The sequence below is a fragment of the Paraburkholderia sp. 22099 genome (genome assembly GCF_052045835.1).
GTDB classification, from domain to species: Bacteria; Pseudomonadota; Gammaproteobacteria; order Burkholderiales; family Burkholderiaceae; genus Paraburkholderia; species Paraburkholderia terricola.
The window spans coordinates 21,117-44,144 of sequence record NZ_JBQEPU010000003.1; the positions used below are offsets into that span (position 1 = coordinate 21,117).

The following is a 23,028-nucleotide window of genomic DNA, read 5'->3' on the forward strand; positions in this document are numbered from 1 at the left end:
GAACTGCATTCGCGCGCGGTGAGACCTGGGAGTTGCAATGTCCTGGAGGTTGCAATGTTCTTCGAAGAGCTTTCCGACGAGGAGTGGTCATTGATCGGCCCCATGCTTGCCGATCCCGTTGTTCGCATGACGAAACGCGGCCGTCCCCGGGTACAGCCGCGGGTGGTTACCAACGCGGTCTTGTGGATTTTGACCACAGGAGAATCGTGGTCGAAGCTGCCCGAGAAATATCCGTCGCAGCCCACCTGTAGGTACCGATTCGAACAGTGGCGGCTAAACGGAAAACTGGCGGAAATGATGCGCGTCCTGTCGCATGCAGGACGGCATTTTTCATATGTTCCCGACCGACCGCCTTCGGACAAGAAAGCGGATCAGAAGCCGGCCGTTGCTCCACTCGATGATGCGGGCACGGACGACGACGTCCGCACACCTGATGTGGTCTGGAAAAGCCAGGAGTCGTGGCTGAGCACGAGCACCGAACGCACCGCGTACCATGCCGATAGTTGGATATTGGGCGACATCGGCCGCACGCGCGACACGGAGCCCGGTCCTCCAGAAGCATGCAACGACGACGCGAGCGCGCGGGAAGAAGCCTCGTCGAAACGTCAGCGCGTTTACTCCCAAGGGGCATGGCGGACCGCGTCGGAAGCCAGCGGAACGAGCGTCGTCAACGAACGGGGCTATGTCGTCCACGCGGCTGCGGACCTCATGCAGAACGATCTGTTTCGAGGCTGGGCGGAAATCATGGAAAACGGACAACGCGTGGCGCACTCCGGCCTCGTGGGCCCGAGGTTTATCGCGCCGGAGGCTGCCAGGCAGTGTGCGTTGGACTGGGCGCGGGATTGGATCGACAAGCAGGAAGACGCTGCGAACTCCAGCCGCTACGCAACCAGGCCAAGGGCAACATTGCGAAGAGGCTGAAGTGAGCGGCAGCGACGCGCGCAACCCTACCCGCGCGTCACAGCGCTCACGCTCTCAGCAGGTCACGGGCCTTCCGTCGACAGCTCGAGACGCATCTCGCCTACCGTCAATACCGGGCCCGTTGGGTAGTTCGGACCATTGACGCGTACTAGCGAGATCACAACCTCCTTCAGATTCGCTACGCCGACGTTGCGCAACACGTCGGTCGCCGGCAATACCAGGCTGCCCTCGCCATGATGTATTGCTCCGGACACTTCAAATGGCCCGAACGTGCCGAGAAAGTGCGACTGACTCTCGACGTCCGCGCTACCCGAAGCGGGCAGATTGAGGTACACGTTGTAGAAATAGCCGCCCTTCTTTCCCGCACTGGTGACACCAAGCTTGTCCAGCACGATGCGCGGATACTTGAACGTTGTCGTTGTCGTTGTCGTCTCACTCGTGCTGGCCGTATCGACGGTTGACGCATTCGCAGCCACTGCATCCTGCAAGGAGGTGGTGCCTGACGCCTGCAACAGCACACGCGCACTGATGGACCGCTCGTTGAGCGTAAGATTCGCGACGCCACCAAGCGACCGGCGGGTCGTCGCGATCGAACGCGGGGGTGTCGTTGAAAAGCTGCCGAGCGCCGGTCGCACGAGGATCGGGGAAAGCTGCGCCTGCACACGAATGATGCGTCCTTCCTGAGCGTTCAGCGGCATTGCAGTCGGCACCTTTTGATTCGAATATTGGTAGTTCAGCAACGAGGGCATATAGGTCTTCGATCTCTTCATCGTAAGGCCGGTTGCGTAAGTGAACGTTCCGGACCAGTATGAACTGTTCGGATAAGGCATTGTGGTTTGCGGCTGCTGCGCCCACGCGTCCCATAGGCGGTCGACGTTCGCGTGATGCAAATAGAAGATCGGGTCGGTCGGCGACTGCATGTCGGCCATCCATCCACCGATGATGTTGTGCACCGGATTATGCGGAGCCGATTCGAAGGACGCCTCAAACGAGTTGGACGTACCGCGCTGAAAATTGATCACGGTCGGTGCGAACGGCGCAAGCGTGAGCGCGGAATAGACGTTCGAGTTGGCCCGCCCCGACACATAAAGTGCATTACCGCTGGAGGGATCGGTAAACTCGCTGGGCATGGTGGGATAGGTGTAGTAGTCCCAGTACGGCAAGGTCAACAGGCTGTCTCCGGACACCGTTCTCAACTGCTGCTCGAAGTAGTAAATGTAGCCCCTATGCCACGCGAGAAAGTACGGCACCATATGCGGACAGTAGTTCATATGGACGTTGACCCAATACGCCCAGGAGGTCGGTTTTGTCGCGTCCGTGACCGCTTTCATCAGTTTTACCGCATTCAGGAACGACGCGTACTGAGGCGTCGTTTTGAAAACCTCCCATTCCAGCCGGGTCGAAACCGGCCCTGCGCTCATGGCCGGCATTGGAAGCGACATGAGAGCCGCAGCCGATGCGGACCCCTGCAGGAAAGAACGCCGGCTGAAATGATTCTTTGACATTCAGGTTCTCCTCAAATCGGAAGGATCGGGGGCCTTGCTTCAGGGTGCCGGCTGCTTATTAAAACCGTCTTTTATCCGATCGCGCCTTTATAGCCACAGATACACGATAGCCTGGCTGTCCATCGATCACGGTGCTATTCCCGCGAGAAATGTGGTCGAGCCCACACTTCAATTTCGCCGAACAGCACAACATCAATATCCGCGCTTCGACGGCCGTCAGCCGCGTTCGGCGATCTTCATCGCATCGGGTCGCAGCGTATTGACGGACATCATGGCCAGGGTCGCTGGTCATAAAGCGACATACACCAGCAAGGGCGCGAATCATTCGAAAGGTTCGAGTATGAACAAGCGCATGCTGTTTCCAGTCGCCATGGTTTCCGCCGCCTGCCCGCGTTGTGGAAGCCTCGTACAACGAGAGCAACGCTTCTGTACCCGATGTGGAGCGTTTCAGTCCGCCATGCCCGAAGCAAACCGCGACCAGTTGGGCACGTACTCACAACGAGCGAATGTGCAGCAATCTCAGCCTCCGGAACGCGATCTGGTGAGCGTCGACGCCTACGACGCTCACGGCCCGTCCACGTTTCCTTCGAGGCCGCCTTCGCTGTTGCAGCGAACGCTCAGCGTAAGGACGGCTTTGTTGGGCGCATGTGTCGCGGCTGCCGTCGCCTTCGGCCTGGCCTATCTGCGCTATGCGCCACCTCAGACGGTTCGCGAGGAAGCGCAGCCTGCCCGTCATGACGATGCCGCCGCAGAACAGAACTCGTCTGCCGACACCGCTTTCATGACGCCGCGCGCGTTGCGCGAAATCGATGCAACGCTCGGCATGTCCAAAGACAGGTCCGACACCGCGCCGCCTTCCGGGCTTAAGTCGACCGATACGGCCCTCCCCTTCGCCCGGGTACTCACCGACAAAGACGTGCGCGTCGACGCATCACCTGCTGATAACCGCACGGTCGCGGAAACCGCGGCAACGGCAGTAGTAGAACCCAACCCGGTTACAGACACCGACGTCCCCCAGCTACAGCAACGGCCGGCACTCTCCGCGGATTTTTCAAACATTCGCGACCCAGACGCCTTGGAACAGGCGATCAAGCAGTACGGCTGGACCCTCGACAAGAGCGCTGTTACGCAGAGAGGCGGTGCGGACTAAAACACTTCCCGAACAAACAGTTCTACACGCCATGCGCGACCCGCCGCTCAAACCGCCGACTGTTCTCGCTTGCCCAGTGCTTCCACGTAGGTCTCTTCGTAACGGCGCCAACTCGCTTCTATCGAGAAGTGGCTTTGAATCCGCCTTCGCGCCGCATGTCCGAGCCTCGTGAGTTCGTCATGCGGCAACGCGAGTAACGAACACAGCGCGCGACCAAGCGCCTCGGGATCTTGCGGTGGCGCGACGCGGCCGGTCGTGCCGATCAGCAACGCAGTGTCGCCGACATCCGTTGCGACGCACGGCACTTCGCAGGCCATCGCCTCGCCGATCACCGTCGGCAAGCCCTCGCTGCTCGACGACAAACAGAACACGTCGAGTCCGGCGAGCAGGGTCTGCGGTTCTGCCTGCGGTCCAACCAGGCTACAGGCATGAGCGATTCCCGCTGCGTTGAGCAGCGCTGCCAATTCGTCATTACTCGGGTCGAGCCCTTGACCGGCCATCACGAAACGGCATTCCGGCATGGCGTCGATAACGATGCGCATCGCGGCGATGAACGTCCCATAGTCCTTGACAGGATGGTAGCGGCCGACGATTCCAACCAGTGGAGTGAGCGCCCCGATACCGAGCGAGCGCCGCAACATCTCGCGCGCCCTTGGATTGGCGTGAAAGCGTTCGAGGTCTATCCCGTTGTGAATGACGGTCATGCGCTGCGCGCAGTAGCCGCCCTGGCGGTGCGACGCTTTCGCCGATTCGGCGCAGCAAACGATCCGATCAGGTATGCGCGACGAGATCAGCGCGCATGCGCGCGCGATCCAGCGCGTCATGCGTGCGCTGCCGGCCAAACGCAGATCCGTGTGATGGACGCCCCACAGCAGCGCGGGTCGCTTCACATGCGCGCCGCGCAAAAACCGCGCGGCTTGCGCCCCATAGGTGGCCGCGCCGCCCATCAGGTCCGCGTGATACATCCAGGTCTGCACGACATCCGGTTCCAGTTCGTCGAGCCATCGGATGAGGCGGCGAAACGTCCTGATGTCAGGCATGCCGCGCCCCATGCCGAGGACGCGTACCTCCACGCCGAGTTCGACGAGACGATCGGCCAGCGGCGCCTCGCGCGAGAGCGAAATGACGACATGCTGCAAGCCCTCGCGCTGTGACGTTCGGATCAGCCGCACCAGCATCGTCTCCGCGCCGCCGACGGCCAGATCCGTAATCACGTGAACGATCTTCACGGGACGACGCTCCCGCTCACGGGCATGGCCTGCCGCGCCGGCTCGAGCACTTCCCGGTAGACGGCGAGCGTGCGCTCGATGATGATCTGTTCGTCGAATTCGCGTAGCGCCTTTTGCCGCGCCGCCTCACCGAGCTTACGCGCCAGCGCCCGGTCGTCGTCGAGACGACGAATGGCGTCGGCGAGTGCGCGGCCATCGCGCACCGGCACCACGAGCCCTTCTTCACCGTCGATGCCGACAACCTCGCGGCATCCCGGCGCATCGGTAATGATGAGCGGCAACGCGCACGCCGCCGCCTCGATCATCGATTTGGGCAGCCCTTCGCGATAACTGGGCAGCACCGCCACATCGGTTTCGGCAAAGAGCGCGGGCATGTCGCTAACGTGTCCCAGCCATTCGACGAGTCCATCCCTGACCCAGCCCCGCAGCAAGTTCTCGTCGACGGCAGCCGGATTGCCCGGGTCCGGTGTTCCCGCGAGAATGCATCGCACGCTGCGGCCTTCCGCTTTGAGGATGCGCGCCGCTTCGACGTATTCGGCGATGCCTTTGTCCCACAGCAGCCGTCCCGCCAGAACCACGCGTAACGACTGCGCTTCGAGCGGCTCCGCTTCCTCGGAACGCGGCTTGAAGCGGCTGATGTTGACCCCCGAACCTTTGATTACGCGTATCGCCCGTTCGTCGACGATATTGGCCGTGCGGAACAGCGCGAGATCGTCGGGGTTTTGCAGGATCAGCATGCTGCGCTTGCCGCCGAACGCCATGCGCATCACTCTGCGCACCAGCGGACGCAGAACGACCGCTTTGACGTCGCGGCTCGAAAATACATAGCCCATTCCCGCCACGGCGTTGACGCGCACCGCCACCCCGGCAAGACGGGACGACAACGATCCGTAGACCGCGCACTTGATGGTAAAGCCGTGCACGAGGTCGGGCCGTTCGCGCCGCAGGAAACGCACGAGCCACATCAACAGCGTCACTTCGCGCAATGGGTTGAGACTGCGCCGCACCATCGGGGCCGGCTCCCAGCGAAATCCCAGCGCGCGCAATTGCGGTCCGTATTCGCCCGGCGGAGAAAGCAGCACGACTTCATGGCCCAGTTCGCGCAACTTCCGCGCGAGCGATAGCCGGAAGTTGTAGAGGTACCAATCGGTGTTGGCAAACAGGATCACCTTGCTCATGTCGGCTCCTTGTCGACGCGCCGGATGTCTACGAGCGCGGGCTGGCGTGCGGGTTGGCGTATATCCCCGCACGAACTGTCGGGCGGGACGGCCGGCATCGCGGCACTCACTGCCGCGCCGGCGCGCCGCGGGCGCGCGCCCACACGCTCGAATTGCGCGTCCCACATGTCGAGCACGGCCCGCGCCGAAAAACGCTCGCGGATCGAGTGCGCCGCCCTGCGGCCGAGTTCGGCACGCAACGCATCATCGGCGAACAGGCGCCGCAAGCCCTGCTCCATTCCGTACGCGTCGCCCGGCGGCACGAGCCATCCGTCGCTACCGGCGCGCATCAGTTCCCTGGGTCCGCTACGGCAATCGAATGCGATCGTCGCCATGCCGAGTCCCATCGCTTCCATCAGTGCCATCGGCAAGCCTTCGAAACGCGACGACAGCACGAAGACGTCCGAGCGCGCCATTTCCGCCCACGGGTCGACGGTCTTGCCGGGCAGAAAGACGCGCTCCTTCAGGGCCGCATCCGCCACCTGCGCCTCGAGCCTTGCGCGCTCCGGCCCGTCGCCCCAGATCCACAAATCCCATTCAGGGAACGCATCGGCAAGCGACCCGAACACGGTGATCAACAGGTCATACTGCTTCTGTTCGTGCAAGCGGCCCACGGAGATGAGCCGTCGCCTGCCATCGCCATGCGCTGTCACGCCTCGCTCACGGGCGCGCCCGCCGAGGTCGGCGCGATCGAACAGTTCGTCGGGCAGCGGATTGGGCATCACGGCGACGCGCGCCATGCGCGGCACCATCTGCCTGAACGGCGCGACGACGTTCTCCGTCAGCACCGCTGCAAGGCTCGCCCGCGGATAGAACAAGCGGCACGCGAGCCGCCACAAACGGGAGCGCCCGTCGGCGGCGGGGTCATTGTGTTCGCACACGATGACGGGCACGCGCAGTCCCCTCGAAGCCAGGATCGCCGAAATATTGACGTTGGTGAGAAACGAAATGACGACATCCGGCTTGCTGTCGCAAAGTAGCGTGCGCAGTGCGCGCAGGCGTGCCGCATAACCGCGCAATCCCGAGCGCTTCCGCCCCGCGAGATCAGCAAGATAGATGAGCCGCACCTGGCTCGTGAGCGTATAAAAGCAGGAGCCGCGGCCGCTATACGTGATGACGAGCGTCACCGTGTCGCCCCGCCTGGCCCACGCATTGACGAGCGTCGATGCCACGCGTTCCGCGCCGCCCGTGCCCATCGAACTCACGAGAAGAACGATATTCATGGCTGCCCTGCCGCCGTCGTGGAGGTGTCCGTTGGCCAGCCTTGCACGTAGACGAGATAGTAGATGAGCGTCGTCGCGTGCATCAGCGCGGTGGCGGCGAAAATGCCGGGAATCGCCAGCCAATGCGTCATGACCACATTGGCGACAACCTTCACGACAAAGCTCATCAACGCGATGATGGCCATTTCCCGGTAACGTCCCGCGCTCGCGAACAGCGTCAACAACACGAGGCCGGAGAAATAGAACGGCACCTGCATTTGCCCCCAGCGAAAAAGCTCCGCCACGGCCGCCGTATCCCGCGCGGTAAATGCGCCGCGCTGGAACAGTAGCGCGACAGCTTGCGGCGCGAGCAGCCACGACACCAGCGCCACGCCCGTGCCGAGCAGAAACATGAGCAGCGTCCACTTCAGCGCGGTATGGCGGGCACGCGACAAATCGCCGACGCCGATGATATCCGACAGAATCGGCAGGATGGCCCGACCGATCGCGAGCGCACCCATGCTGAGCAGCAGCGAGAGAACGCGGTTGGTGTAGCCGACGGTGGCGACCGCGCCATCGCCGTAGGCGACCACGAAAAACTGATCCAGTATCGGCGTGCAGCACATGACCACCTGGCCGAGGGCGAGCACCCGCACCGCCCGGTACACCCGCTGCCATTGCGGCGCCTTCAGCGTCAGACGCAGCCCGTGGCGAATCGGGTCGACCCGCACGGACAGCATTCGCAATATCAGCGTTTGCACGAGGTAGCCGCCGATCGTGCCGCATATCAGCGGTAGCGCCGAGACCTCGCCGCCGGCCGACAGTACGAAGCCCAGTACGAAGCCGGCGGGCAAACCGTCGAGCAAGGTGTTGATGTGGCGTTCGCGCGATTGCAGCCTCGCCGCGTAGGCGCTGGACACGAGCATGAGCGCGCCGATCGGTCCCATCGTCAGGATCATCTGCCGGCAGATCGCGCGCGTTTCCGCCGACAGATTCGTCGCGCCGATATGCAGCGCGAGCGGCCAGCACGCATAGAGCAATAGCGTCAGCATCGCGCCGACCACGATGGCCCACCCTTCGAGCTCACCCAGAAAGCGTGTCTGATCCGCAAGCGGCTGCGCGCGCAACTCGACGAAGACAGGCACCAGCACCATCGAGAATATCGTCGCGAGCACGACCGGCAGCCAGCCCACCAGCGTCATGGTCAACTGGTACGCATCGACTATCGGCCCCGTGCCATAGCGATACGCGACCGCCATTTCCTTTAATGCGCCCGCGCAGCGTCCGACCAGCACGAAAACCGAAATGCGCATCGCACCGCGCGCGATGCGCATATGATCGGGGTGAAATGGCGGGATCTTGCTTCGTAACGTGCCGAAGTACGGAAACACGCGCTCACCCCGCCGTCATGTGAATGGCTTCATTGAAGCCGCGAGCGTCGTCGCCTCGGTCGTTGCGCTGAGCAACGAAGCGCACATACCACGGCATCGCCACAGCAAGGCCCTGCGCGAGTGGAATGGCGTCCGCGTAGCCGAGCAGTCGTTCGGCCTTCTCGACGTTGGCCTGTGAATGCCGGATGTCGCCGTCGCGCGCGGGGCCATAAGCGGCACGGTGCTCGCCTGGCTGAACGCCATGAAGCGCGAGCGTCGCCTTCAGATAGTCGTACAGTTGGTTGAGCGTGGTGCGGTCGCCCACCGCGACGTTGTAGACCTGGTCGCGGCTCGCTTCGTCGGCGCACGCAGCCAGCAGATTCGCCTGCACCGCATTGGCGACGAAGCAGAAATCCCGGCTCGTCTCGCCGTCGCCATTGATGACGACTTCGTTGCCGTTGATGAGCGCGGCCGTCCAGCGCGGAATCACAGCCGCATAGGCACCGTCCGGGTCCTGGCGCTGGCCGAAAACGTTGAAATAGCGAAGGCCGATCGTTTTGAAACCGTAATTGCGCGCGAAGACCGATGCGTACAGTTCGTTCGCGTACTTGGTGACCGCATAGGGCGACAACGGGTGCCCTATGCGGTCCTCGACCTTCGGCAATCCGGCGTGATCGCCGTAAGTGGAACTCGAGGCGGCATAGGTAAAGCTTTTGACGCGCGCATCGCGTGCGGCAAGCAGCATGTTCAGGAAGCCGCTGAGGTTGACCTCGTGTGTCGCAATGGGGTCCAGCAACGAACGCGGCACGGAGCCGAGCGCCGCCTGGTGCAGCACGTGATCGACGCCCTTCACCGCCGCCGCGCATTCGGCGGGATTGCGTATATCGCCTTCGATGAACCTGAAGCGCTGCCATTGGTCGATGCCGACCAGCGAACGGACTTCGTCGAGATTGCGGCGGTGGCCGGTCGCGAAGTTGTCCAGCCCGACCACATGCTGATCGAGCTTGAGCAATGTCTCAAGAAGATTCGAACCGATGAAACCGGCCACACCTGTTATAAGCCACGTTTGCGGATGCTGAACGAGGTCGCGACGTACCCGATCGTATCGGTTTGACATTGAAGTCCTCCTGACCATGAGACCCATGCCGGCACCGAGGGCCGACGGGCTTATCGAGCACTATAGGCGCAGGTCGCTCGACTCTGCCGGCAGCACATACTTGAGGTCGTAAAGCACATGCCGCGGCTTGCCGAACGAACGCAGCTTCTCGTATCCCCACTCGACGAACTGCCTGTGCGCAACGGCGACAATGGTCGCGTCGTACACACCCACATCCGGTTCCTCGATCGGATCGATCCCGTACTCGTGGTGCGCGGCCTCCTTGGACACCCACGGATCGAATACATCGACGAGCACGCCGTAGTCCTTCAGGCCGTGGATGATATCGACCACGCGCGTATTGCGCAGATCCGGGCAGTTTTCCTTGAACGTGAGGCCCAGCACCAGCACCCGCGCACCGGGTATGAAAATTTCAGAACGCGTCAACGCCTTGATCATTTGCGACACGACGTACTCGCCCATGCTGTCGTTCAGCCGTCGTCCGGCAAGGATGATCTCCGGGTGATAACCGATCGACTGCGCCATATGCGTCAGGTAGTAAGGGTCGACGCCGATGCAGTGGCCGCCCACGAGACCGGGACGAAACGGCAGGAAATTCCATTTGGTTCCGGCGGCCTGCAGGACCGCTTCGGTGTCGAGGTTAAGCTTGTTGAAGATGATCGAAAGCTCGTTGACGAGCGCGATATTCAGATCGCGCTGCGTGTTCTCGATCACCTTGGCGGCTTCCGCGACGCGGATGCTGCTCGCCTTGTGCGTGCCGGCCGTGATGATCTCGCGGTAAAGCGCGTCGACCACCTCCGCGACCTCCGGCGTCGAACCCGAGGTGACTTTGCGGATGTCGGTCACGCGGTGCGCCTTGTCGCCGGGATTGATGCGCTCCGGGCTATAGCCCGCGAAGAAGTCCACGTTGTATTTGAGGCCCGACACCCGTTCGAGAACCGGCACGCAGTCGTCTTCCGTCGCACCCGGATACACGGTCGACTCGTAGATCACGATGTCGCCTCTCTTGAGCACGGAGCCGATCGTTTCGCTCGCCCGCAATAGCGGACCAAGATCCGGCCGCTTGAAACGGTCGATCGGCGTGGGTACGGTGGCGATGAAAACGTTGCATGCCCGCAGATCCTCCACGTCGGACGTGAACGTCATGCCGGTCGCCGCCGCCAGTTCTTCCTCGCTCACTTCCAGCGTCGCGTCGCGCCCTTCCCGCAGCGCCGAAATACGCGCGCCACTGATATCGAACCCCACTACCGCACGATGCTTGCTGAACTCCACCGCCAAAGGCAAACCCACGTACCCCAAGCCGACTACCGCGACCTTTAGTCCATTCGACTCACGCATGACCAGTCTCCGCTAATGCAACGATTGCGTTGGGGCGCCCACGTATTGCCCCCGCTTTGTTCTTGAATGTGCAGCCGCTAACGTCGGTTAACGCGTCGTCGAGTCCGAATGGTAGTCGTACGCGACATAGGCGCGACTGCCGTAGCGGCGCGCGAGCGCATAGTCCATCGTGTGCATGTTGATGCCGTTCAGCAGCACGCCGTTCACTCGGGCGCCGGTCTGTCCAAGCCGCTTGACGGACTCCTCGAGCTCACGCACACGCGTGTCCGCGAAACGCGCGACGAGGAACAGCAAGCCCGCGACGGGCGCCATGATGCCTGTGTCCGACGCGACCAACACCGGCGGTCCGTCGATAACGACGATGTCGTAGCGCGCCGATGCGCTTTCGATCATCTCCCGGTACCTCGGCAGCATGAGCAGTTCGGCGGGGTGACTCGGGTAGGGACCGGTCTGCAGAACATCGAGCCGCGGCTGCACGTCTCGCGCAATCGCCGCGTCGAGTTCGCACGTTCCGGCCAGCACATCCGCGAGACCTTGACCAGGCTGCAAACCAACCAGGCGATGCAGGTGTCCTTTACGAAGATCCCCGTCGATCAGCAGCACGCGCCGGCCGCCCGATGCAAGCAGCGCCGCCAGGTTGGCGGACAGAAACGACTTGCCGATGCCCGGCAGCGGGCCCGCGATCATGACGACGTTGTTGCGCGCGCCGATCTGTGCAAACTGCAACGCGGAGCGGAGGATACGCAACGCTTCGACGGCGGCATCTCTCGGATAGAGGGAGGCAAGCAGCAGGCTCTCACCGGTTCGGGCCTTCGCCTTCCTGTCCACCAACTGCTGTTTGTCGCTTTGCGGAATGGCCGCGAATACACTCAGGCCCGTGCCGATTTCGATCTCGCGCGAGTCCGTCACGCCGCGGAAGACGTAGTCACGCGCAATCGCGAGCCCGATGCCCGAGAGCAGCCCGAACATCGTCGAAACCAGCATGACGAGCCATTTGATCGGCTTGACCGGCTTTTCCGGCACGTCCGCCGTGTCGATCAACTGCGCTGAGGCAGCCTTGCCAGCCTGGATAACGCGCAATTGTTCGATGTTGTTGCGCAGCGTCGTATACAAGTCTGTGTTGACGCGAACGTCGCGCATCAGCCGCATCGCGCCCTGCTGCTCGGTGGGCATCCCCTTGATCTGCGAGTTCAGGTCGTCGATGTACTTCTGTGCCGAGCCGATCTGCTTATCGAGTGCCGCGACGGCCGGATAGCTGGCCGAGAACGTCGCCAGCAGCGTGGCGCGCCTTTGCTGCAATTCGATCAGTTTGGTCGTCGCGTCCGCGCTGCGCGAGAGGAGCAGTCGTGCCTCCTCGTTCATGTCCAGCAGCGAGTGTCCGTTGCGATAGTTGTTGTACGCGTCTTCCGCCTCGCGAACCTGCCGCGCCATCGACGGCAACTGGCTTTGCAGATAATCGAGCGAGTTCTTCGCGATGACCGCCTTGCGCGCGGCGTTCCATTGCTCGTACTCGCGGCCGATCTGATTGATCGTCTCGGTGGCGCGAGCCGCATCGGGGCTTTCGATCGAGACCTTCAGCACGCTGGATTTCGCGCCCTGCTCCTTGATCTTGAGGGTTCGCTGCAGCCGGTCGACGGTCAGTTGACGCGATTCCCTCGTCAGATCGAATTCGGCGCCGGAACGTCCTACAAGCGATTTGACCAGCAGCGTGATTGGACCGGCTGCCGAGTCGACGCGCAGTACGCGCCCTACCGTGCCGGTTGCGCCTTCGTCGGGCAGTCCTGGCCCGCTCAACGAATACAACCCGTTCTGCAGCGCCTTCAGCGTGTAACCCTGGCCCTGATCTCGTTGCGGCACTTCAAACGACTCGACCTTGATCGATTCGGCGCCCCAGACATACCCCCCCAGCCCCATGAAGCCGGGCGCGGACAGACCGTCCGCGCGGCGAGCCAGCCATTCGCCGATCAAAGGGAAGTAGTGCGGCTTCGCGTTGACGTAAAGGTGCAGCGCATCCACCGCGCGCGCAATGATCAACCTCGAACCGAGCACCTGCATTTCGCTTTCGGCGGACGACTTCTCGTCGAAGCCGGGCGAAATGTTATTCAGGAGTTCATTACCGTCATGTCGTGGGGCCATGCCGGTCGAGTCTTCGACCTTGATGAGCACGCTCGCCTCGTAAATCGATGGCGTGAGAAATGCGTAGCTCGCCCCAAGCATCATCACGACGAGCGTCGTGACGATAATCATCACACGGTATTCGATCAAAGCGTCGAGGATTGAAGCCAGACCTGCCCGCTCGTCCCGGCCGACGCTCGCCTCTATGGTTGAAGCTTGTTTCATGGGCTTTCTCGCTAAAGACTGTTGCAGCGCTATCCGTCTGTCAGCGCGTACCTCAAGCTATCAGCGCACCCTCTTCAGGTATGTTCGGGAGCGCACGCATGCACGACGGCCCATCTCAGGCAGAGTGGCTGCGGCGAGCAAGCTAGGGGATGATCTTCTGATTGTTCACGACGATTTCCGGGCCGCTCACGCGGTCATAGTTCTCGCTTCTCAATGCCGCGAGGCGCGGCTTGACCCACACCGGCGAGTCGATCACGATGCGGCCTTTCACGATTCGGCCATTCAGTTCCAGCCCCGAGATGTTGACGGGGGAAACGGCCGCCGACTCGTCCCGGTGATGCGTTATTTCGATCTGAATGACCTTGGGGATCGGGCCGACGAGTTCCTGCAAATACATCAGGATGCCCGTGCGGCAATTGCGCGTGGTCGGGCTTACGACGCGGATTTTCTGCAGCACATCGAGGTTGCTGTTCGGCTCGATATCCAGACCCGCCGACGGCATCGTCCCGCCGATGTTCTCCCAGACCGGGTGCTCGAAAAGGATGTCGGAGCCGCTGATGATCGACACGCCCTGGCGGCGGCAGCCATACGCCCGATGGCCAATCACCTTGATGGCGCTGGGAAATCGGCCCTTGTACTTGTAGCTGTTGGCGATATAGATGCCATCGCCCCAGCATTCCGACGTGGTCGGCGCCATGAGCGTGACGTTCGAGCTTCCGGCGATCGAAATACCCATGCCGTATCCGCCATTACGGGTATCTTTTGGCGCGGCATTCAATTCCTTGCTGCCGTCCAGCATCGCGCGTTCCAGCACGACGTTCTGCACGTCCCAGATGCGGATGATTTGATAGAAGGCTGCGTCGTGCGGCAGCAACTTGATCGACGCGCCTTGCGCGAACCGCACGCGGCTCCCGCTGCGCAGATCCAGGCCTCGCTCGTCGATGCGGCATGCGCCCGTGATCACCAGCGTCTTGCCGACTGATCGGTCAATAGCCGCCTGCAGTTGCGCTCGATCGTTTGTCTGTCCGTCGCCTGCGACGCCGAACGAACTGGCCATCACGACCGGAGCGTTCGACGCGTCGTCGGCATACGCCGCGTGCGCCACGTGTGCCATTCCCGCCGCCATCGGGCATGCCAGCAACGGAAGCGCGCGGATCATGCGCCGCCGCGTGACCGAAATGGATGGCCCGGTCTTGCGCGCATCCTGCGCCATCTCCTCGCGGCGCCTCATTGTCGGCCCAAGGAATCAGGTTGCCGTTCGATAGCACACATGTCGTCTCCTCCGTGGGTTTCATACGCTGGCATAGGCATCGCCTGTCAAAACTTTAACTCACATTCTTAAACCAGCAAGTCGAAAAACACTAAGCGGTTACCCGATCGTTCAATCACGCAATTCCTCATATATATTAATTCCCGCTTATTCAGTGTTATCCGCGCATCACATCTCCGATGGAACAAGCGTCCATTAAGCAAACCGCGGAACCTATGTGCGCTAGCAGACATTGGCCGCTGCGCGAGTGGCGTACTAACACGGTAATACGGCGGACGTGTGCGGTCTTTTGCTGATCGGGCCGGCCATGCTGCTATCTCAGTGCGTCGAATGAAGGTAAACCGCCATGCTAAATAATCTTGAACGCGCGCTTTTTCTGGCTATGATGAAACGGTCGCGGGATTGGCCATTCATCTGGCTTGCTCATACGTAAGCATTATGCGAAATATTCTTCATTAAACCGAAAAGCGGACGCAAAGCGCACCTCCGTTCATGAGTCGTCCCATAGTTGAGCTGCCGGCCTGGATACCATGTTTAATCTCTCGCTTAGCTTCATTAGTTCTTTCCTCGTCACGATGCTGATCGTTCGCTACGCGGGCATGTTCGGCAAGTTCTCGATGGACTACGACTTACACGGGGTGCAGAAGAACCACACCCGCGCTGTGCCGCGAGTCGGCGGCATCGGCGTCGTGAGTGCAACCTGCTTCACCTGTTTCGTTGGCGCGCTGTTCGGAACCAATCCACGTGCCGAAACCATGCTGCTGTTGGCGGTGGCCGCGCCTGCCTTCTGCAGCGGCCTCGCTGAAGATCTGACCAAGCGCGTCAGTCCACGCGTGCGCCTGCTGCTCGCCATGGCAGGCGCCGGGCTAGGTGTGTATCTGCTCGATGCGGTAGTGGTGCGTGTGGATTTGCCGCTGATCGACGCGTACCTGGTGTTCGCGCCAGTCGCGATCGGTCTCACCGTGCTGACCGTCGCCGGGCTCACTCATGCCATGAATATCGTGGACGGCATGAACGGCCTCGCCTCGGTCACCGCGATCCTGATCTTCGGCTCGATTGGTTACGTCGCGCACGAGGTAGGGGACTGGTTCGTGATGAGCGTCGCGCTCACCATGGTCGGCGCAATCCTGGGCTTCGTCATCTGGAACTATCCGATGGCATCGGTGTTTCTCGGGGACGGCGGCGCATACTTCGCCGGCTTCGTGATGGCGGAGCTGCTGGTGATCCTCATACTGCGGCACCCGAATGTGTCCGCCTGGTATGCCGCGGTCGTCACCATTTACCCGCTGTTCGAAACCGTCTTCTCGATCTATCGCCGGCGCATGCTCAAGGGCCGTCCAGCGAGCCAGCCCGACGGTTTGCATATGCATACGCTCATCTACAAGCGCATCGCACGGCGCGGCGTGTATTCCGGTCACACCCGGCGGCGCGAGCGCGGCAATCCGACTGCGTCGGTCTACCTTTGGGCAATGGCGCTAATCGGCATTGTGCCCGCCACGCTCTTCTGGCAAAGCCCGCTCCTGCTTGCCTGCGCGGCGCTCGCCTTCGTCGCGGTGTATCTCTGGCTCTATAGCTGCATCGTGCGGTTCAGAACACCGCACTGGCTGCTCATGGGCCACCACGAAGTGATTACCGCGTCCGCCCCTGACAAGACGCGGCATCACTAAATCGCGCGCGCGAGGCGCGCCGCCCTACGGCGAATGCACCGGATTCCGTTCGGGCGTTCGCCGGCCCGCGATATTCGAGCTCACCGTGCGCAATTGTTTGGCGACCTGCTTCGCGGCATAACCCGCCTGCCCCCAGCGGGTTGGAATGACGAGAAACGACGAAGTGAGGTACGAGTGCCCGGCGCTCCAGAAGGATTTGTATTGCTGGTCGCCCGGCCCGAAGTCCATGTCGAGCCGATTGTCGAATGCCCATTTCACGCAGTAATCGACAAGCACCGTTCCCGGTGTCAACTTGCCGTATCTGAGATCGTAGGTGTTGGCCACCAGATAAGCGCGCGTGGCTTGCACGGCGACGATATTCAAGGCTACCGGCTCTCCGGCCAGCGTAAGGACGAACAGGCGGAATACGCCAACACCAGACGAATCATTCGACAACAGGCTGCGCCAGAACTTGCTGCTGGCTTCCGAAAAGGTCCACCGGCTGTCGATCAGATTGTGCTGCGCCCACTCGCGTTTGCGCGACACGAACCACTCGACGAGTGACGGCACGCGACTGTCGTTGACATCGATGATTTCAAACTTCATTTCACCGTGCCTTGCGAGGCGCCGCTCCAGATACTCCGGCCGGGTTTTCTTGCGGCCGGGCAGCGCGCGCACGAACGTCTCCCACGGGCCTTGATCCCTCAATCTGGCATAGGGTGTCGTTTCCTCGGTGCCTCGCTCGATGACACCATGGCGCGTCGCATTGCGACACAGCGGCGAATTCGAGCGAATTCGCCATAGCTCGATGGCGTCGGCGCGAGTCGATCGCAGTGCCGCTTTCCATGCGCCATTTACGATCTGCTCGACATCCGCCTCCGGCGAGGCAAGGATGTCACTGGGCGACCGGTTTGCGGGCGTAAGCGCTGTAGCGTATTTCCAGCAGCTTCTCCAGAACGTCATGAGAGGCCACACCACGACTAACCTGCCCTCGCGCCGTCCGGCGATGCAGTGGAGTTTGCGTCGGGATGCAGCGTCTTCCGCCTCGAGCGCGCCATGGCAGAAAGCGAAGGACTGGAAATACTCGCCTTCCGCGCGATGCCACAGATCGTTCCAATCGGATTGCAGCGCGCGGAACCGGTCGATGTCTCGAACGACTTCAAACGCGACGGGGCTCATTGCCATCGTGGTGCTCCTTTACGCATCGCATCGTGCATAGGGGGACGAGCGACGCCTGGTGGACCGCCCGTAAGCCGCTCAAGCCGGTGAAGGAACTGCCGCGCCATCGCAAGCGGCCACCTGTGAGTAGCGGCGCTTGCGCACTTTCCTGATTGAAGTGTGAGCAGTTCGATATCACGTCCACGGTTGCAATAGAGTCGACGAACGTGTTCATTCCGTTTGGCGGAAGAAAACCAGATATCGTGCGCACCGGCCGCGACGTCCGGGATGAAATCACAAAGGTCACATTATGAAGGCTCGTTGTAAGCCGCTTCTTCCTATTCAGAGAGAAGCGTGCGCAAGCGCACATTGGCTATTCCTTTTCCCATTCAGTAAGCGAGACAGTAATAGCCAGCGAAGTGGCGAACGTTCGATCGCCACGATTATTCCGTAGGCGTTTCCCCGCGCCGAGGGAGCATGGAAAGCGTGCGCCATCGCACATCGACAGCTCGTAGGGGCGATGCATCATTCAACTCGGGTCAGTGTCCAGCATCTCCAATTCAGGTATGTAAGGAACTCATCCGCCGACGTTCGCCGTCGTCGGCTTATCGGCACCCGGGAGACTTCGATGAAATTCCGAAGTGACATCAACGGTCTGCGTGCCATTGCCGTGGCAGCCGTCGTTCTTTACCACTTCTCGGTGCCGCACTTTCGAGGCGGGTTTATCGGCGTCGACGTGTTCTTCGTCATATCGGGCTTCCTGATGACCGACATCATCTTCAGGGGCATCGACAAAGGCTCGTTCTCGGTTCTTACGTTTTACAAGTACCGCGCGCGAAGGATCGTTCCCGCGCTGGCGGCAATGTGTTTCATGGTGTTGGCCATCGGCTGGTTCGTCCTTTTGCCCTCGGAGTTTCGCGCCCTCGGCAAGCAAGCCGCCACCAGTATCGGCTTTTTCTCCAATATCTCGTTCTGGCGCGAGGCCGGCTATTTCGATGTTCGATCCCTCGACAAGTGGCTATTGCACACATGGTCGCTTTCGGTCGAGTGGCAGTTCTACCTGCTATACCCGCTCGTCCTTGTCGCGTTGAGAAAGTGGCTGTCCGCCGCATGGTTGCGCAGATGGATCATGATCGGGACCGTGGTTTCCCTTGCCACCTGCCTCTACCTGTCCGCGCCGACGAGATGGCCCACTGCGGCGTTCTATCTCTTGCCGACGCGTTCCTGGGAAATGCTCTTCGGCGCACTCGCGTATCTCTACCCGATACGCGCACCCGAGCGTACGCGAGCGGCAATGGAGTGGGCCGGCCTTGCGCTGATAGCCTTTGCGCTATTGAGCTTCAACGCCGGAGTCAGTTGGCCTGGCTGGTTGACGCTATTGCCCGTGGGCGGCACGGCGCTGATCATCGCCGCGGCGCGAAGCACATCGTGGGCGACGAGCAACGCGGCGGCGCAATTCATCGGCAAGATTTCGTATTCGGTGTACCTGTGGCATTGGCCGATAGTCGTGGCGGAAAACTACTATGAAAAGGCCGCTCAACCAGTGTGGATCGCAGGCGGCATTCTCGCTTCGTTCGTCTTCGGTTATCTCTCGTGGAAGTTCGTGGAATTGCGCACGCAAGGCAAGACCGCTCCCTCTCATGCCTTTCTGCCCAGCGTTCCACTGCCCGTGACGCTTGCATTCGCGTTGCTGGTTTTCGTCGGCGGCGGCGCGATCTACTACCGGCAGGGTGTACCGGAGCGCTTCGACCATTCGGTCTTCATCGCGGACGAGGAAACGTACGACACCAATCCGCACCGTAGCGTCTGTCACATGCTCATGGATCCATGCGACGTATATAAAACGCAACTGGCGAGTCGTGCCGTGATCCTCGGCGATAGCCATGCGGACGCGCTCGCCGAGGCGGTGAACGCCGCCGTGCCGAACGGCAAGCGTGGCGATGTGATCCTGATCGCAGTGCAGGGTTGCCCGACGATCGACGGCGTGCGCCGCGATAACGGCGAATGCTTCGAGGCCAACCGGAAATACATCCATCTGCTCGGCAAGCAATCGTCGAAGAGTCCGCCTGTCATTATCGTCAACCACTGGTCCGAATACATGTCGGGCGAATCCGCCAGCAAGCTGTCTTTTTCGGATACCAATCAAGCGGGATACAAGGGCGAGCCGTTCTCGGCCGATCAATATCGCAGGCGCTTTCTCTCGACCATGTGCGGTCTCGCTAAAACGCGGCCCGTCTATCTGGTGCAACCGGTTCCCGAATTCGACGTGAACGTGCCGAATACGCTCGCGCGCGAAAAGCTCGCGGACCCAGGTGCCCCCGACCTGACGCTAGACATGGCTGAGTACTACAAACGCAACGCGCGAGTGCTCAAATTATTGCGTGAGGCACGCGATCAGTGCGGCGTCCAATTGCTCGATCCAACGCCGTATCTCTGCCCACAGGGGAAGTGTTTGGGTTCCTACCAGGGAAGGCCGCTCTATTCGGACAGGCATCACATGAGCGAGTACGGGAATCGCTTTCTCGTCCCGATGTTCAAGCAAGTGTTTGCGTTGTCGCAATAGGCGTCACCCGCCACGTTTCAGTTGCCTCACGCGCTGGCGCATCGAACGTGATACACATCGCCCCAGATGCAGGATGCTGCGCATCGCGGCATAGTCCGCGCTCGCTCGCGTGACCTCGAGCCGGGGAACCAATGTTCCCCCGAAACCGCTGAGGAACTTGAGAATACCGACATTGGAAATGCCGTCGAAGTCGAAAGTGAGATTTTTTTCCCTGGCATTGCGCATGGCGTTCCATAACAACAGGCCAATGACACCGCCGTGGGCCTCTTCTTTTCTCGACGACAGCAGGTAATACATCGTGTGCTTATCCCATATCACCGCGATGGCGGAGCACAAGCTGCCGTCCGCCTGGTAGGCGCCAAGCACCATGCCCGATCCCCTTGAGATGAAGGCATCGACGAGTTGCCTCATGACGTGCGTGCCGTACACGTTGTCACGATTCCGGCGCGTCAAATTGGCATCGTAGAAGCTGACGAACAGGTTCGCGTCCGTTATCTGACGAACGGTGTGCTGTTCGCCGGCACGGCGAATCAGGTTGCGGGTATTCGGACGAAGTCCGGCCCATACCTCCGGCTCGGCCCTGCCGGGCTCGATCCGCATCGTATAGCTTACGGCGACCTCGAAGCCCAGCAACGCAAATCCCATGGCATCCGAGACGTGCGGATCGAACCGCTGGTGAAACAGCGCGCACTCCGGCAACTGCTCGACCAGGGCTTGCGTTGCACCGAAGCAATGACGCCAGTCATCGTCGCTCGCGCCTTTTGCTGCCGGAATCACGGGACCGAGCGTGCGCGTGAGCGGGGGCAAGGTCGAGAGGCGCCAGATGCCCTTGCGCGTCACGGTGTACGGCATTTCAGCGATCAGTTGACCGCGCTCATGAACCGACGCCAGCTTCCAGTTGCCCCCGGTCGCGATATCCAGCCACCAGGGCTCATGGAAAATCGAGCGCTCGTTCAGACCGGCGCGTGCGGCGTGGATGACAGTTGTGCTGGCGTTGCTCACATCGGTGCGCATTCGGTCGAGTTCGATTCGTGGTGCAGGCATCAGCTTCACGGAGACGTCTTCGTTAACCATGTTCACGGTACCAGCGTAACTGTCGCAAGCAGCCACATAAGGATTCAATCGGCTGGAGCGTTTACAGATAACGGGTTTAAATATCGACACGGCCGCCGAGGCTTCATTCATGAAACCCGTTATATAGTCGCTGCCCCGTCGCGCCTTGGCGCTCAACACCGCTATTGCGGCGTCACGTCAAATTGTAGTCACCGTCCTGAAACGAACCCAGAAAGTGCGGCAGACCAAGCGTAGCGGCAGTTCGAATGCACCACTGTGCGCGATCAAACACTCGTGATTCATCGCTACCGCGGCGAATATCGCTGTCTCACGTCCGATATCGCAACGCGCGTAACGCGAGCCGAACGTCGGCCGATCGCCGGTCGTATAACTCGACACATAATGGAAAGCCGGCGATTCGGCGCGCTTTTTGCCTATTCGTCAGGTATGTTGGCAAACCCACATTTCCGCAGGTTGGAATGAGCAGAATATGGGCATGTGCCGATCACCTGGTATCTTGAGGTTTTCCATCGATCTCGGGTGACGCATCGGCCGCGGAGACCAAAATGCACAACCCGAAGTCGCATATCGAGATCATCTCTGACGTAGAGCGCTTTCGAGCGTTGAGAAACGAATGGGAGGATTTGTGGTCGCGAGCAAACGGTCACTACCATGAGGCGTTCGCGGTCTGTTGGGAAAGCTGGCTGAATATTGCAGAACCGCGCGGCAGCAAGCTGCGGTGTATCGTTGGGCGCCAAAACGGCCGGCTCGTCATGGTATGGCCACTGGTCGTTACCCGGCGTGCATTGTGGAGAGTACTTCGCATGTTAGGGCCCGAGGCTGCCGATTACACGAGCATGCTGCTCGACCCGGAGGCCGACGCTCAATTACTGGTCGATCAGGCATGGCGCGCGGCCATGAAGCATTGCGGAGCGGATGTGTTGCGGGTGCCTTACCTTGACGAGAGATCCCGGCTCCACCGCATCATCTCGAGCGAGCGACATATCGTGTTCGGCGAGCAGCGCAGCGCCGCCATTGCAAGGCTTCGCGCGGAGACAGATTGGGGGTCTTTCGCCGGCGCCCTTGGCACGCTGTCAGGCAAGAAGCCGGGCGCGCTGGAACGGCGGCTGGCAAAGCAAGGCAAGCTCGAGGCACGTCTTCTTTCGCCGGATGAAGCAGAAAGAAATCGCGAACTGGTCGACTGGACGCTCTCGCGCAAACGTGAATGGGCATCGCGCGTGGATAAGCGGGGCGCGTGGCTATATTCGGCCCAGTACCGGGACTTTCTCGTCTCGCTGCTCAACACGCAAGCACACGAGCCCGCAGCGCGCCTTTATCTCATCACACTCGATGATGTCCCGCTCGCCACGACGATTATCGGCATCGGGAAGTCCTCGATCAAGGGGCTGCTTACAGGTTTCGACCAACGTTATGCAAAGTACAGCCCGGGTCAGCTCGTCGTCGAGTACATGGTGAAGTGGGCCTTCGACCATCGCCTTGATTTCGATTTTGGTGTGGGCTCAGAGAGCTTCAAATCCTATTGGAGCCGAAACAACGCCATATCCGTGGCAAGTGCGGAGGTTGCCGCGACAGCATGGGGGCGCGTCGCGTTTGGCGTCAGAAAACTCATTTCGCGAAACTCGGCCCTCGTACCACGACTCCGGCAACCGTCGTTTGGTGAGAACGACGGCGCAATCGAAGCGCCAGATGACGGTGAATGCCGAGGCGAAAAGCGCCAACCGACCAAGGAGCGACGCAACGCTCGAAGCGGCCCGACTCTTGTTGGCGCAGACGATGCAACGTGATCGGCCCGTGCGCCGATGAAATCCCCTCGGCTTTCGTAGAACGAAAGCCGGGCTATCGCCTGTCCGCACTTGAAGCGCAAATCAGACAGGCCGTGGCTTGGGACCGTGTTCGCCTCTAGCGCGAATCCGCCCTGTTCCTCCTGA

General features: G+C 61.1%; 16 protein-coding genes. 5 read left to right on the plus strand and 11 right to left on the minus strand.

Annotated elements, in window-relative coordinates; genetic code table 11:
* Positions 1–54 precede the first annotated feature (54 nt).
* Complete coding sequence (locus tag ACTJLC_RS04135; protein WP_310130340.1) at positions 55–921, plus strand: transposase; 867 nt, start codon at positions 55–57, stop codon at positions 919–921.
* A 62-nt stretch (positions 922–983) separates the two neighbouring features.
* Here the strand turns inward: ACTJLC_RS04135 and ACTJLC_RS04140 are convergent, their stop codons facing one another.
* Positions 984–2,426: a tyrosinase family protein gene (locus ACTJLC_RS04140; protein ID WP_310130342.1), complete on the minus strand. Its 1,443-nt coding sequence runs from the start codon at positions 2,424–2,426 to the stop codon at positions 984–986.
* 34 nt (positions 2,427–2,460) lie between these two features.
* Between ACTJLC_RS04140 and ACTJLC_RS04145 the strand changes: the two genes are divergently transcribed.
* Positions 2,461–3,576: a zinc ribbon domain-containing protein gene (locus ACTJLC_RS04145; RefSeq protein WP_310130344.1), complete on the plus strand. Its 1,116-nt coding sequence runs from the start codon at positions 2,461–2,463 to the stop codon at positions 3,574–3,576.
* A gap of 47 nt (positions 3,577–3,623) precedes the next feature.
* Here the strand turns inward: ACTJLC_RS04145 and ACTJLC_RS04150 are convergent, their stop codons facing one another.
* From ACTJLC_RS04150 to ACTJLC_RS04185, 8 genes are all read right to left on the minus strand, one after another.
* Complete coding sequence (locus ACTJLC_RS04150) at positions 3,624–4,805, minus strand: glycosyltransferase family 4 protein (protein ID WP_310130346.1); 1,182 nt, start codon at positions 4,803–4,805, stop codon at positions 3,624–3,626.
* The gene (locus ACTJLC_RS04155; RefSeq protein ID WP_310130350.1) at positions 4,802–5,983 is read right to left on the minus strand and encodes a glycosyltransferase family 4 protein; all 1,182 of its coding nucleotides are present in this window, start codon (positions 5,981–5,983) and stop codon (positions 4,802–4,804) included. Before ACTJLC_RS04155 ends, ACTJLC_RS04150 begins: the two co-directional genes overlap by 4 nt.
* Positions 5,980–7,245, minus strand: a complete 1,266-nt coding sequence (locus ACTJLC_RS04160) for a glycosyltransferase family 4 protein (RefSeq protein WP_310130352.1) — start codon at positions 7,243–7,245, stop codon at positions 5,980–5,982. The genes ACTJLC_RS04155 and ACTJLC_RS04160 overlap by 4 nt, the downstream gene beginning before the upstream one ends.
* Positions 7,242–8,537: a murein biosynthesis integral membrane protein MurJ gene (gene murJ / locus ACTJLC_RS04165; protein WP_310130355.1), complete on the minus strand. Its 1,296-nt coding sequence runs from the start codon at positions 8,535–8,537 to the stop codon at positions 7,242–7,244. Before murJ ends, ACTJLC_RS04160 begins: the two co-directional genes overlap by 4 nt.
* An 82-nt stretch (positions 8,538–8,619) precedes the next feature.
* Positions 8,620–9,711, minus strand: coding sequence for an SDR family oxidoreductase (locus ACTJLC_RS04170; RefSeq protein WP_310130357.1), 1,092 nt, complete (start codon positions 9,709–9,711; stop codon positions 8,620–8,622).
* Positions 9,712–9,771: 60 nt separating this feature from the next.
* Positions 9,772–11,049, minus strand: a complete 1,278-nt coding sequence (tviB, locus tag ACTJLC_RS04175; RefSeq protein WP_310130359.1) for a Vi polysaccharide biosynthesis UDP-N-acetylglucosamine C-6 dehydrogenase TviB — start codon at positions 11,047–11,049, stop codon at positions 9,772–9,774.
* Positions 11,050–11,136: 87 nt separating this feature from the next.
* On the minus strand, positions 11,137–13,389 hold the full coding sequence (locus ACTJLC_RS04180) for a polysaccharide biosynthesis tyrosine autokinase (protein WP_310130360.1): 2,253 nt from the start codon (positions 13,387–13,389) through the stop codon (positions 11,137–11,139).
* A gap of 142 nt (positions 13,390–13,531) precedes the next feature.
* Positions 13,532–14,503 (minus strand): hypothetical protein, encoded by a 972-nt coding sequence (locus ACTJLC_RS04185; RefSeq protein WP_310118912.1) that lies wholly within the window; start codon positions 14,501–14,503, stop codon positions 13,532–13,534.
* A 686-nt stretch (positions 14,504–15,189) separates the two neighbouring features.
* On the opposite strand from ACTJLC_RS04185, the gene ACTJLC_RS04190 reads away from it, so the two are divergent.
* Complete coding sequence (locus ACTJLC_RS04190) at positions 15,190–16,326, plus strand: MraY family glycosyltransferase (protein WP_310130365.1); 1,137 nt, start codon at positions 15,190–15,192, stop codon at positions 16,324–16,326.
* Between the two features lie 24 nt (positions 16,327–16,350).
* On the opposite strand, the gene ACTJLC_RS04195 is transcribed toward ACTJLC_RS04190, so the two are convergent.
* Complete coding sequence (locus ACTJLC_RS04195; protein ID WP_310158637.1) at positions 16,351–17,490, minus strand: GNAT family N-acetyltransferase; 1,140 nt, start codon at positions 17,488–17,490, stop codon at positions 16,351–16,353.
* Positions 17,491–18,091: 601 nt separating this feature from the next.
* Between ACTJLC_RS04195 and ACTJLC_RS04200 the strand changes: the two genes are divergently transcribed.
* The gene (locus ACTJLC_RS04200; RefSeq protein ID WP_310130368.1) at positions 18,092–20,026 is read left to right on the plus strand and encodes an acyltransferase family protein; all 1,935 of its coding nucleotides are present in this window, start codon (positions 18,092–18,094) and stop codon (positions 20,024–20,026) included.
* A gap of 3 nt (positions 20,027–20,029) precedes the next feature.
* On the opposite strand, the gene ACTJLC_RS04205 is transcribed toward ACTJLC_RS04200, so the two are convergent.
* Positions 20,030–21,211, minus strand: coding sequence for a GNAT family N-acetyltransferase (locus ACTJLC_RS04205; RefSeq protein WP_310130370.1), 1,182 nt, complete (start codon positions 21,209–21,211; stop codon positions 20,030–20,032).
* Between the two features lie 434 nt (positions 21,212–21,645).
* On the opposite strand from ACTJLC_RS04205, the gene ACTJLC_RS04210 reads away from it, so the two are divergent.
* Positions 21,646–22,884 carry a GNAT family N-acetyltransferase gene (locus tag ACTJLC_RS04210; RefSeq protein ID WP_310130373.1) on the plus strand — a complete coding sequence of 413 codons (1,239 nt, stop codon included), beginning with the start codon at positions 21,646–21,648 and terminating at the stop codon, positions 22,882–22,884.
* The last annotated feature ends 144 nt before the right edge of the window (positions 22,885–23,028 follow it).